10 protein-coding genes are annotated in these 13,129 nt (G+C 50.7%); 5 read left to right on the top strand and 5 right to left on the bottom strand.

From position 1 onward, the window contains the following. Positions 1-129: 129 nt before the first annotated feature. Positions 130-1,383, bottom strand: a complete 1,254-nt coding sequence (locus BGE37_RS06375; protein WP_000535375.1) for a hypothetical protein — start codon at positions 1,381-1,383, stop codon at positions 130-132. Positions 1,384-1,640: 257 nt separating this feature from the next. Here BGE37_RS06375 and cbpA point away from each other — a divergent pair, with 257 nt between their 5' ends. Both cbpA and cbpM read left to right on the top strand, forming a co-directional pair. After that, the gene (gene cbpA, locus BGE37_RS06370) at positions 1,641-2,561 is read left to right on the top strand and encodes a curved DNA-binding protein (RefSeq protein ID WP_105287867.1); all 921 of its coding nucleotides are present in this window, start codon (positions 1,641-1,643) and stop codon (positions 2,559-2,561) included. After that, on the top strand, positions 2,561-2,866 hold the full coding sequence (gene cbpM, locus BGE37_RS06365; protein WP_000024566.1) for a chaperone modulator CbpM: 306 nt from the start codon (positions 2,561-2,563) through the stop codon (positions 2,864-2,866). Before cbpA ends, cbpM begins: the two co-directional genes overlap by 1 nt. Before the next feature lie 151 nt (positions 2,867-3,017). Here cbpM and torD read toward each other — a convergent pair whose 3' ends face one another. From torD to torC, 3 genes are read right to left on the bottom strand one after another with little or no spacing between them, the layout of a single operon-like run. Further along, the gene (gene torD / locus BGE37_RS06360; protein WP_088541668.1) at positions 3,018-3,617 is read right to left on the bottom strand and encodes a molecular chaperone TorD; all 600 of its coding nucleotides are present in this window, start codon (positions 3,615-3,617) and stop codon (positions 3,018-3,020) included. Then, positions 3,614-6,160: a trimethylamine-N-oxide reductase TorA gene (torA, locus tag BGE37_RS06355; protein ID WP_105287866.1), complete on the bottom strand. Its 2,547-nt coding sequence runs from the start codon at positions 6,158-6,160 to the stop codon at positions 3,614-3,616. The genes torD and torA overlap by 4 nt, the downstream gene beginning before the upstream one ends. Beyond that, positions 6,160-7,332 (bottom strand): pentaheme c-type cytochrome TorC, encoded by a 1,173-nt coding sequence (gene torC / locus BGE37_RS06350; RefSeq protein WP_001230242.1) that lies wholly within the window; start codon positions 7,330-7,332, stop codon positions 6,160-6,162. The genes torA and torC overlap by 1 nt, the downstream gene beginning before the upstream one ends. A 129-nt stretch (positions 7,333-7,461) precedes the next feature. On the opposite strand from torC, the gene torR reads away from it, so the two are divergent. Next, positions 7,462-8,154 (top strand): two-component system response regulator TorR, encoded by a 693-nt coding sequence (gene torR / locus BGE37_RS06345; protein WP_001120131.1) that lies wholly within the window; start codon positions 7,462-7,464, stop codon positions 8,152-8,154. Here the strand turns inward: torR and torT are convergent. Further along, entirely contained in the window at positions 8,127-9,155 is a 1,029-nt protein-coding gene (torT, locus tag BGE37_RS06340) for a TMAO reductase system periplasmic protein TorT (RefSeq protein ID WP_105277090.1), read from the bottom strand. The two genes, torR and torT, sit on opposite strands and share 28 nt — an antisense overlap. Positions 9,156-9,237: 82 nt before the next feature. Here torT and torS point away from each other — a divergent pair, with 82 nt between their 5' ends. Both torS and BGE37_RS06330 read left to right on the top strand, forming a co-directional pair. Continuing rightward, positions 9,238-11,982, top strand: a complete 2,745-nt coding sequence (gene torS, locus BGE37_RS06335) for a TMAO reductase system sensor histidine kinase/response regulator TorS (RefSeq protein ID WP_105277089.1) — start codon at positions 9,238-9,240, stop codon at positions 11,980-11,982. 71 nt (positions 11,983-12,053) lie between these two features. After that, positions 12,054-13,127, top strand: coding sequence for a 4Fe-4S binding protein (locus BGE37_RS06330; protein WP_032183893.1), 1,074 nt, complete (start codon positions 12,054-12,056; stop codon positions 13,125-13,127). Positions 13,128-13,129 lie beyond the last annotated feature (2 nt).

The raw sequence follows: 13,129 nt of genomic DNA, 5'->3' as shown, positions 1-13,129 counted from the left end.
TGTACGCCGTTGATGATTTCACCATGGGCTAGATAGAATATCACCGACGTTATCGATACAGGGGCAATATTTACTAATGAAAAGAGAATGTGATACTAATAAAAACTATTTTAGCACATGTCTTTATCATTAGATGGCATAACGATTTAAATAGTCCAGTTGCGCTTTCATTTCCTTATGGTTTAACTGGTATGACTGAGCAAAAAGTTCAGTAGGGAGGTAAACGTCATAATGATTGCCAGTATTCATTAAATAACCATACTCAAGATCTTCATCCGTTGAAAAGGATTCACTTCCCAAGGAGATTGATCCCACATTACAGGCAACAATAAACAATGAACAAATGCTATCTGAAAGCACAGCAAGGAAATTCTTCACCGCTTTAACCTTTTCCGGAGAGTCGGTATTTAAAACAAGCGAACCCTTGTTATCATTAAATATAAACTCGGGTAAATGCAATATGCATCTTTCGTCATTCAAGCAACTACCAATGAATTCTTTTTTAAACTTAATAAAATTCGACGCTAAAGAATTACCCATATCCTGAATTTGGTTATCAGAATGCAGATCAACGCCAAATAATGTCTTAATATCTTCCCTGAGATTAAAGAATGCTGCATCAACAAAAGACTCAATCACTTGTTTATCAACAATTTTAATAAATTCGTCGTATACTTCTTTTTGCGTCTTTTGACTACCAAGCGCCCATGAATAATCAACGTGTTTTATAACCAGTATGGCTCTTAACAGACAATATCCATCGCCATCTACAGGCGCGTATTTTAATTTATGTGCTTGATTAATTTCACTCTGAATAAAAGATATACCAGACAAATCAATACCAGTAACTGAATCATATATTCCCGGCGTATTTATCCGTTTTGGCTGGACACTCGTAATTTCATCATCATCAAAGCAATACTCAGAAAAAACATCATTACACTCATTTAAGATATCAACATATGCTATAAATTTATACCAACAGCTACTTTTAAAGCCTGCAATAGCCTGTGAAAACATACCCGGCAAGGATATATTAACAAGCTCTCTTTCTTGAAAATATTGTATAGTATAGGTAATGCCTCCTGAATCCCCTGAATAAGTGTTTGTATCATGAGTACGTAATGTTTTCATAAATGAAGATAAATCATTATCATTTTGCATTTCCTCTAATTCTGTTTCTAGTGATTCACACACCAGGCATGAAATATTTTCTTCTTTCCGCATGATTTCATTGTACAACCGCATAAAACACTCTAGTTTTTGTTCAAAAAGCGTGATTGAACATTTTTGATTTTCTTCGCGCCTGGTTTTTATATCGGCCCAGGCTGTTTTCAAATAATTATTAGCACTGCAACTTACTCCATGTATATTACTACCCATATATAGCGCCTATAAAATTTAATAAATAATGACGTCCTAGTTAAGCTTAAAGTGCCTGATTTAACTATCAAAAATCGCTCACCCTTTTACCTGTTTAAACTATGCTCAGCAATCCATCTTGACGCCACCTCCTCTCCACGATGATTTCAATAACATATTCTGTGTTGGCATATGAAATTTTGAGGATTACCCTACACTTATAGGAGTTACCTTACAGGGGTTCCTTCAATTTGTGTTGATTTACGCGAGATAACGCTATGGAACTAAAGGATTATTACGCCATCATGGGCGTGAAACCGACGGACGATCTCAAGACAATCAAGACCGCCTATCGTCGACTGGCCCGCAAATACCATCCTGATGTCAGCAAAGAACCGGATGCCGAAGCCCGCTTCAAAGAGGTCGCTGAAGCCTGGGAAGTGTTAAGTGATGAACAACGTCGCGCTGAGTATGATCAGATGTGGCAACATCGCAACGATCCGCAATTTAACCGTCAATTCCATCATGACGACGGTCAGAGTTTTAACGCCGAAGATTTTGACGATATCTTCTCGTCAATTTTCGGTCAGCATGCCCGCCAGAGCCGTCAACGCCCCGCCACCCGCGGCCACGATATTGAAATCGAAGTGGCGGTATTCCTGGAAGAAACGCTTACTGAGCACAAGCGTACCATCAGCTATAACCTGCCGGTTTATAACGCCTTTGGCATGATCGAACAGGAAATCCCGAAAACGCTGAATGTGAAGATCCCGGCGGGCGTCGGCAATGGTCAACGCATCCGCCTGAAAGGCCAGGGAACGCCGGGCGAAAATGGCGGCCCAAATGGCGATTTGTGGCTGGTGATTCATATTGCGCCGCATCCATTGTTTGATATTGTCGGCCAGGATCTGGAAATTGTGGTGCCGGTTAGCCCGTGGGAAGCGGCGCTGGGTGCTAAAGTCACCGTTCCAACACTGAAAGAAAGCATTTTGCTAACTATCCCGCCGGGCAGTCAGGCCGGGCAACGATTACGCGTTAAAGGCAAAGGCCTGGTGAGCAAAAAACAGACCGGCGATCTGTATGCGGTACTGAAAATCGTGATGCCGCCGAAACCGGATGAAAATACGGCCGCGCTGTGGCAGCAACTGGCAGACGCCCAGTCGTCTTTTGAACCACGTAAAGATTGGGGGAAAGCATGATGGCTAATGTTACGGTGACTTTTACTATTACCGAATTTTGCCTACATACCGGCATCTCTGAAGAGGAATTGAATGAAATTGTCGGTTTGGGGGTGGTTGAACCGCGAGAGCGCCTGGAAACAACCTGGGTATTTGACGACCATGCCGCCATTGTGGTGCAACGTGCGGTACGCCTGCGTCATGAACTGGCTCTGGACTGGCCGGGGATCGCGGTGGCGCTGACGTTAATGGATGATATTGCGCACCTGAAGCAGGAAAACCGCTTGCTGCGCCAGCGGCTTTCCCGGTTTGTGGCTCATCCGTGAGTTTGTTGCCTGATGCGACGCTTAACGCGTCTTATCAGGCCTACAAAGCGCACTGTCCCCGTAGGCCGGATAAGGTTCATGCCGCATCCGGCGGATCTGCCTTAATGTCTAATGCGACGCTCAACGCGTCTTATCTGGCCTACAAACGGCATTATCTGTTTTGGTTGTCGCACTCCACTAACGCCAGCAATAACTGGCTTAGTGCCGCGTAAAAACCAAAGCTATCATACTGATGGCAACACGCCGCAAACTCCGGTAACCATTGTCGCAGCGCCGTCAGTGTTTTTTGCCGCAGATTGTCGATTCTTCGCGCAGGAACGGTCCCCTCTCCCAGCGAAAAATGCAGATGACTCAACAACTCGAGATAGATCGCCAGATGATCTGCCGGTTCGTTGAAATTGCCGCTGGTTTCCATCCCTGCCTCAACTAACAAGCGTTTAATCTCTTGCTCGTCCTGTTTGTAGGCCGATGCATAAGGCAGCGCCGCTTGTTTGTCGGTCATCAGAAACAGGCCGCAAAAGTCAGCGGCCAGTTCCAGACGGGCGTCGTCACGCACTGTCAGAGCGGCAATTTTAGTTTCCAGCTCGTTTACCGCCGCAGTGAGCGGCGGTTCGCTTTTTAGCAACGAAAACCATTCAGCCATCTGCGCACTGGCGATTTGCGTTAGTTGTTCATCGTCCAGCTCACGGGAGAACAACTGCGCCAGCCAGGCGTAGACACAGGCAATCTGTTGTGCTGTCAGCGTGGTCATGATTTCACCTGCGACGCGGGAACATATTCGCACTGCGCCACCATCTCAACGGGGCCGTTAAACGCCGTCACTTGTTCCACTGTTCCGTTGTACTTCTCAATTTCCACCAGCGTGGTATGTGCACTGGTCGCCTGCGCCAGCTGCGAAGTACCGATGTCGATGGTCAACACGTTGGGGTTACCGTATTTACACAGTGCACCAGGCTCGCCGCCTTTATCTGGATCGTACCATGCCCCTTCGTGAATTCGTGCCACGCCGGGTGCATAGCGGTCAGAAACCACTGCTCCAGCCAAGACCTGACCACGAGCGTTAAAGACGCGTACCACATCACCGTTACGAATACCGCGCGCACTGGCATCCTGCGGGCTAATAAATACTGGCTCTTTACCCGCGACCGTATATTGCTGACGCAGCGTTTCTGACTCACATAACTGCGAGTGAAGTCGGAAATCCGGATGCACAGATTGCAGATGCAACGGATACTTCTGCGAGCCGGGCCCGCCGTGGGAGCGTTCGATTTTCTCAAACCACATCGGATGCCCCTGACAATCGTCGTAGTTCATATCAGCGATGGTTTTCGAGTAGATCTCAATCAGGCCACTCGGCGTGCCCAGCGGTTCGAGATCCGGATCTTCGCGGAATGCCTGGTGGCGAACAAACATCTGCGGATGGTCAAACTCGACGTACTCTTTCTTATTCCAGAAGTCATCAAACGCTGGCAGATGAACGCCGCGTCCTTTGCCCTGTTGTACACCTTCCTGCCAGATGCGTTTCAGCCAGCCCATTTCGTCCAGCCCTTCGGTAAAGGCTTCTTCACGATTAAAGCGACGGCACAGCTCGCGGAAAATATCAAAGTCGTTGCGCGCCTCAAACTGCGGCGGCACCACCTGTTTCATGGCGATGATCCCACGGTTAGAGTGGTTACCGTACTGGTCGAGATCGTTACGCTCAAACTGCGTGGTCGCAGGCAGTACGATATCGGCAAAGCGGCAGGTTGAGGTCCACTGATTATCTATAGCGATAACCGTTTCCAGCTTGCGCCAGCCTTCGATAATGCGGTTAATCTGCTGATGACGATGTAACGGGTTAGTTCCGGCAAAAATACACATTTTCAGCGGTGGCAGTTTTACCGATTTACCATTCCAGTTGATCACTTTTCCCGGTTCGAGGATCGCATCGACAAAACGGGCAATCGGAATAGTGCTGCTATAGCCTTGGTAGTCGCTGTTGTCGTGAACAGGTGGAATCGACGTAGAGCCGGAGAAACCACTCAGAATAACGCCTTTACGCCCCGGCGTGCCTGCGCCGTTATAGTGCCAGCCAAAACCGAAGCCACCACCCGGCAGGCCAATTTGCCCCAGCATCGCCGCCAGAACCACAATCATCCACGCCCACTGTTCACCGTGCTGCATACGCTGTACGCACCAACCAGCAATAATCTGCGTTCTGTTCGCCGCTATCTGCCGCGCCAGTCCACGAATGGTTTCGGCATCAATGCCAGTCAGTTTTTCAGCCCATGCGGCATCTTTCGGCTGACCGTCTTTCTCGCCCAGCAGATAGGGCAGAAACTGCTCAAAGCCCACGCAGTAGTTAGCGAGGAAGTTTTTGTCGTACAGGTTTTCGCTGTACAACGTATGCGCCAGCGCCAGTTGCAGCGGCACGTCAGTTTGCGGGTTAACCGCAATGTGCTTCACATGCTCGCGTCCCAGATACTCATGAGTGGATGTAACAACCGGATCGATGCTGATGACCTGAATTTCACCGGCGGCGACTTTCGCTTTCAACTGCGCGTAATATTCATAAACATCGTGATCCGGGCACCACCAGTTCGCTTGCTGGTTTTTCAGCAAATCGGAGCCCCACAGCACAATGGTTTTGCTGTTCTGCAATACCAGCGGCCAGGAGGTTTGCTGTTCATACACTTCCATAGAGCCAACTACACGCGGCAGGATCACCTGCGCAGCACCGGTCGAGTAATCCCCACCCGTACCAACGCTATTACCATGTAAGGCAATCGCTTTCGCCAACATCCCCGACGCGTTATGGAACATCCCCGTCGACTGCCAACCACTGGCGGTCAGTAAGGCACTCGGCCCGTGCGTTTTCTGCACACGTTCCAGCTCTTCATAGAACATGTCGAGGGCTTCATCCCAGCTCACGCGCACAAAACGGTTATCACCGCGCTGGGAGGTGTCGCTGAGATGGCGCTTACGTAGCCAGTCCACGCGTACCATCGGATAACGAATACGCGCCGCGTTGTGTACGTGGTCCGGCAATCCGGCGATCATTTTCGACGGATATTTATCCAGTTCGAACGGTTTTGCCGCCACAAAGCGACCATTCTTCACCGTCGCGCGGATAGCCCCCCAGTGCGACCCGGTCAGAATGCCCTCTTTCGAGGTGACAGCCTCAGTCGCCGCTTGCGCCGCAGTCGCACGGCGCGGCGTTAACAGTGACGGCCCCAGCATCCCGGCGACAGTTAAGCCGCCGAGTTGTGCCAGAAAACGTCGACGTGATGCCTGAAAGAGATCGTTATTGTTCATTATTTTTCTTCCTTCTTATCGCCGTGAGCCTTACCTGCGGTATCAGACGCATTCATTTGCAGATATTTCAGCAAGGTGCGTTCTTCACGTTTATCGAGGCTGGTAAAGCCAATCATGCCGTTGAGCGTGCCAATCCAACCATTAGCGTCGAAGTGGGCGATTTCCGGTGCGCCGTGGCATTGATTACAGGTGCCGTTGTACAGCGAATCCGCATAAGCCCAGATCGGTTTGATATCGTTCACCATGTCGCCTTTCTTCATCCACGCGGTGGCCTGCAATTTGCTCCACTCGGTATTGGTGTCGGCAACGGTGGTTTTCTCCAGCGTTTTCACCTGCTGCTGAACATCGCCACGAATCGAAGCAACAAAGATGCGTTTGCCAGGGAACTGGGTGAGTACACGCTGACGTCCTGCGCTTTCCGTCCAGCCAGTGATTTCAATTTGCAGCCAGTCGCCGTCACGTTTAAGGACTTTCACTTCCGAAGCAGGCAGCAGAGAACCAGACGCTTCTTTATCGCCTTTCGCCGCATAAATTGGCTTAATATCAATGGAGTACAGCGTGTCACCACTATCATTAGCACTGGCACGCAGCTCATCGAACTGCTTACGGAAGCCACTACTCATATCAGGTAACTGGTGGGCAATACCTTTATGACAGTCGATGCAGGATTGATTATCTTTCGCTGCCACCTTCATCTGACGCGCCGCTTCAGGATGCTGCTTCGCATGATCCATCGCGTCGTAGTTATGGCAGGAGCGGCAGGTTGCCGAGTTGTTTTCTTTCATTCGCGCCCATTCACGCTCGGCAAGTTCCGCGCGTTTGGCTTCGAATTTCTCAGGTGTATCAATGGAGTGGGCAATAAAGGTCTGGTAGATGTCGTTGCTCGCTTCCAGTTTACGCTTCACCATGCCTGGAATATCCGGCGGGATATGGCAGTCATGGCATTCAGCTCGCACGCCGGAGGCGTTCTGGAAATGCACCGACTGTTTATATTCTTCATACACCGGTTGCATACTGTGGCAACTGACACAAAATTCGGTTGTGCTGGTGACTTTGATCCCCACGTGAGGTAACACAATCAGCGCAATGCCAATCACAATCCCAATAGCGACCAGCGCCAGTACCGACCAACGAGCACTGGGTCGGCGTAACGCGTTCCAGAGTTTCCGCATAATAGCCCCTGTAAAATTATGGTTTAGTGAAGCGATCTTAATGAGCAAATATGAACAGCGGCACTGGTCAGGATGAACGGCTTACGGCAGAATATGAACAGATATGAACAGAATGAGTAAAACTCTCTGATGCCACATCACATTGTTATTGTTGAAGATGAGCCGGTTACCCAGGCGCGATTACAAACCTACTTCACTCAGGAGGGGTATACGGTTTCCGTTACGGCGAGCGGTGCCGGGCTGCGTGAAATTATGCAAAACCAGCCAGTGGATTTAATTCTGCTGGATATCAATTTGCCCGATGAAAATGGCCTGATGTTAACCCGCGCCCTGCGGGAACGTTCGACGGTGGGTATTATTCTGGTTACCGGACGCAGCGATCGGATTGACCGTATTGTTGGGCTGGAAATGGGCGCAGACGATTACGTCACCAAACCGCTGGAACTGCGCGAACTGGTGGTACGGGTGAAAAATCTGCTCTGGCGAATCGACCTCGCGCGACAAGCTCAACCGCTCACTCAGGACAACTGCTATCGCTTTGCCGGTTATTGCCTGAATGTGTCGCGCCATACGCTGGAGCTTGATGGCGAACCGATTAAACTAACCCGCGCAGAGTATGAAATGTTGGTGGCATTTGTGACCAATCCGGGCGAAATTCTCAGCCGTGAACGTCTGCTGCGTATGCTTTCTGCGCGCCGGGTGGAAAACCCCGACCTGCGCACCGTCGATGTGTTAATTCGTCGTTTACGTCATAAACTCAGCGCGGATTTACTGGTAACACAACATGGCGAAGGTTATTTCTTAGCCGCTGATGTGTGCTGATAAAAATAGACCGGACGAAATCCCCCTGGTGACAGCGAGCGGCGGATATGTTCGCGGTCGGCATTTTTCGGCGTCAGGACTAAAATCGGTGGGCTGACATTATCAGACACCGATAGTCCCTGTAATTGCCTGATCGCTTGCTCAACCGCCAGTTCCCCCTGCCAGACCATTTGATCGCTGGCAGCCATGATCACTCTTCCCCGCTTTAGTCCGCGATACACCTGATGTGAAAGATAAAATGACACCACGGTCAGCGGCGTTTTCAGGTTACGCCCTTCACCCATTGCCGCCTCTGCCGCAATCGCCGTTCCGGCCACAACGTCGATTTCTGGATGGCGCTCCAACATCTCCTGCAACAGGTTACGCTGGATTTCAATATCGTTGTCGCCGAGCGCAATATCGACAATACGCACCGGGCTTCCGGCAATGGCGGCGCGGAAACCCTCTACCATCTCCTTACTGCCCCCGGCGTTATCGGGGCCGGGCATCAACAGCACGTTCAGTGGTTTTCCGTGACTCCATTGCACCAGATATCGCCCTGGTTGATAGCCCATCTGAAACCACGGCACACCAACGCGGCTTTTCACCTGGGGAGCATCAATAGCATTTACCAGTTCGATCACCGGAAGACTTGCTACCTGCTTTTGCAGGTCGGGAAATGACGTCGTGCTACTTCCGAGCAAGATGGCCTCTGCACCCCACTGTTTGCACTGGTCGATTTGTGCTTGCTGGGTAGCCAACTGGCTGTAGCCGCCTGCCTCCAGCACTTTTAAATCCACACCGTAGCGGCGAGCAGCCTCCTGCATACCATAGTTCAACGATAACCAGTATGAATCTTTCAGGCTGGGATAAAGCGCGCACAGTTTCCATGCGCGTTTGGCTTTAAGCGGCATAGAGGCTTGCACCGTGAAATGCTGCGCATCATGCCAGCGCAACAAGTTATCAGCCGAAAAACCAGGCCACATGAAAAGGGAAAGAAGTAACAATAGCAGTACGCGCATGATAGCCTCATCAATAATAAGGCTTTATGCTAGATGCATTCCGCTTTGCGACTCAACCTTTTTCACCTTAAGTACACTGACCGTGAATTTAACCCTGACCCGAAGACTCTGGATGGGCTTTGCCCTGATGGCGCTGTTAACCCTGACCAGTACCCTGGTGGGATGGTACAACCTGCGCTTTATCAGCCAGGTGGAAAAAGACAATACTCAGGCATTGATTCCTACCATGAATATGGCGCGCCAGTTGAGCGAAGCCAGCGCCTGGGAACTTTTCGCCGCCCAGAACCTGACCAGTGCCGATAACGAAAAGATGTGGCAGGCGCAGGGGCGAATGCTCACCGCACAAAGCCTGAAGATTAACGCATTGCTGCAAGCGTTACGGGAACAAGGGTTTGACACTACCGCTATTGAACAACAGGAGCAGGAGATCTCCCGTTCGTTACGTCAACAAGGGGAACTGGTGGGGCAGCGTTTGCAACTGCGCCAGCAACAACAGCAACTCAGCCAGCAGATAGTCGCTGCTGCCGATGAGATCGCACGCCTGGCACAAGGTCAGGCGAATAATGCGGCAACCTCTGCCGGAGCGACCCAGGCCGGGATTTACGATTTGATCGAACAACATCAGCGTCAGGCCGCAGAAAACGCACTTGATCGGCTGATTGATATCGATCTTGAGTACGTTAACCAGATGAATGAACTGCGCCTTAGCGCCCTGCGGGTGCAGCAAATGGTGATGAATCTGGGGCTGGAACAGATCCAGAAAAATGCGCCAACGCTGGAAAAGCAACTCAATAATGCGGTTAAAATTCTGCAACGTCGGCAAATACGCATTGAAGATCCCGGTGTTCGTGCACAGGTCGCGACAACGTTAACTACCGTTAGCCAATATAGCGATTTGCTGGCGCTGTATCAGCAGGACAGTGAAATCAGCAATCACCTGCAAACTCTCGCCCAAAATAACATCGCCCAGTTCGCGCAGTTTAGTAGCGAAGTCAGTCAACTGGTCGACACCATTGAGCTGCGTAATCAGCATGGCCTGGCGCATCTGGAAAAAGCCAGTGCACGCGGGCAATACAGCCTGTTATTGCTGGGGATAGTTTCTCTTTGCGCACTGATTCTGATCCTCTGGCGCGTGGTTTATCGCTCAGTCACGCGTCCCCTTGCCGAACAAACGCAGGCGCTGCAACGACTGCTGGACGGTGATATCAACTCCCCTTTCCCGGAAACCGCTGGCGTGCGGGAGCTGGACACCATCGGGCGGCTGATGGATGCGTTTCGCAGCAGTGTTCATGCACTGAATCGCCACCGCGAACAGCTGGCGGCGCAGGTCAAAGCGCGTACAGCTGAATTGCAGGAGCTGGTGATAGAACACCGACAGGCACGGGCGGAAGCAGAAAAAGCCAGCCAGGCAAAATCGGCGTTTCTGGCGGCGATGAGCCATGAGATCCGCACACCGCTGTACGGTATTCTCGGCACCGCGCAACTGCTGGCAGATAACCCCGCACTTAATGCCCAGCGTGATGATTTGCGGGCAATTACTGACTCTGGTGAATCGTTGCTGACCATCCTCAACGATATTCTCGATTATTCGGCTATCGAAGCAGGCGGCAAGAATGTTTCGGTCAGCGATGAGCCCTTTGAACCGCGCCCGCTGCTGGAAAGTACCCTGCAATTAATGAGCGGACGGGTGAAAGGTCGTCCGCTTCGCCTGGTAACTGAAATTGCCGACGATGTACCGACTGCGTTAATGGGCGATCCGCGGCGTATTCGTCAGGTTATAACCAACCTGTTGAGCAACGCCCTGCGTTTCACCGACGAAGGGCACATTATCCTGCGTAGTCGCACTGATGGCGAACAATGGCTGGTCGAAGTGGAAGACAGCGGCTGCGGTATTGATCCCTCGAAACTGGCTGAAATCTTCCAGCCATTTGTTCAGGTTAGCGGCAAACGCGGCGGCACCGGGCTGGGGCTGACTATCAGTAGCCGTCTGGCCCAGGCGATGGGCGGCGAACTCAGCGCCACCAGCACGCCGGAGGTTGGAAGCTGTTTTTGTTTACGCTTGCCGTTACGTATTGCCACGGCACCCGTGCCAAAAACAGTCAATCAGGCGGTGCATCTGGACGGTTTACGTTTGCTGTTAATTGAAGATAACCCGCTAACCCAGCGAATTACCGTTGAGATGCTGAACAACAGTGGTGCGCAGGTCGTTGCTGTTGGCAATGCCGCGCACGCGATAGAGACGTTGCAAAATAGCGAACCGTTTGCTGGGGCACTGGTGGATTTTGATCTGCCGGATATCGACGGTATTACCCTTGCCCGACAACTGGTACAGCAATATCCGTCGCTGGTTTTGATTGGCTTTAGCGCCCATGTCATCGACGAAACGTTGCGCCAGCGTACCAGTTCGCTATTTCACGGGATTATCCCTAAACCGGTGCCGCGTGAAGTACTCGGTCAGTTACTGGCGCACTATCTTCAACTGCAAGTCAATAACGATCAACCGCTGGATGTATCGCAACTCAATGAAGATGCTCAGTTGATGGGGACGGAGAAGATCCACGAATGGCTGACATTATTTAAACAACATGCCCTGCCGCTTCTCGATGACATCGACATTGCCCGCGCCAGTCAGGATAGCGAGAAAATAAAGCGTGCTGCGCATCAGCTAAAAAGCAGTTGTTCGAGTCTGGGAATGCGTAGCGCCAGCCAGCTATGCGCACAACTGGAGCAGCAGCCATTATCTGCCCCCCTTCCACACGAAGAAATTACACGCAGTGTTGCCGCTCTGGAAGCATGGTTGAATAAGAAAGACCTGAACGCGATTTGAATCAATATCAGCCAGTTAAGAACAACTAGAATAGTGGCATTTGGTATGCAACTTAACGGACTGGCAAAATCATGGCAGAGAAAAGAAGAACCCGCTGGCAGCGGCGGCCAGGTACGACGGGCGGCAAATTACCGTGGAATGACTGGCGCAATGCCACGACCTGGCGTAAAGCGACGCAATTATTACTGTTGGCAATTAATATTTATATTGCCATCACGTTCTGGTATTGGGTGCGCTATTACGAAACGGCAGGTAGTACGACATTTGTCGCCAGGCCAGGAGGCATCGAAGGCTGGCTACCGATTGCCGGTCTGATGAATCTGAAATATAGCCTTGCAACAGGCCAGTTACCGTCCGTCCACGCCGCCGCGATGCTGTTATTGGTCGCTTTTATCGTCATCAGTCTATTACTAAAAAAGGCCTTTTGTTCATGGTTATGCCCGATTGGTACGCTTTCTGAATTCATCGGCGATCTCGGTAACAAACTGTTTGGTCGGCAATTTGTCCTTCCCCGCTGTCTGGATATTCCTCTGCGCGGCGTGAAGTATTTGCTGTTGAGTTTTTTTCTCTATATCGCGTTATTGATGCCCGCTCAGGCTATTCACTATTTTATGTTGTCGCCCTACAGCGTGGTGATGGACGTTAAAATGCTCGATTTCTTTCGTCATATGGGGACCGCGACATTAATCAGCGTGACCGTTTTGCTGATTGTCAGTCTGTTTATTCGCCATGCCTGGTGTCGTTATCTTTGCCCATATGGCGCGCTGATGGGCGTGGTTTCGCTATTGTCGCCGTTTAAGATTCGTCGCAATGCCGAAAGTTGTATCGACTGTGGCAAATGCGCAAAAAATTGCCCATCGCGGATCCCGGTCGATAAATTAATTCAGGTACGAACCGTGGAATGTACCGGTTGTATGACTTGCGTAGAGTCATGTCCGGTAGCCTCAACATTGACCTTTTCACTGCAAAAACCTGCGGCAAATAAAAAAGCCTTTGCGTTGTCTGGCTGGTTAATGACGCTACTGGTTCTGGGGATTATGTTTGCGGTGATTGGTTACGCAATGTATGCGGGAGTATGGCAAAGCCCGGTGCCGGAGGAATTGTACCGACGCTTAATTCCGCAAGCGCCAATGATTGGTCACTAAAT

This window comes from Escherichia sp. MOD1-EC6300 (assembly GCF_002965045.1).
GTDB lineage: Bacteria > Pseudomonadota > Gammaproteobacteria > Enterobacterales > Enterobacteriaceae > Escherichia > Escherichia coli_F.
Note: the sequence above shows the minus strand (reverse complement) of the source record. Positions and strands in the feature narration are given on the sequence as shown.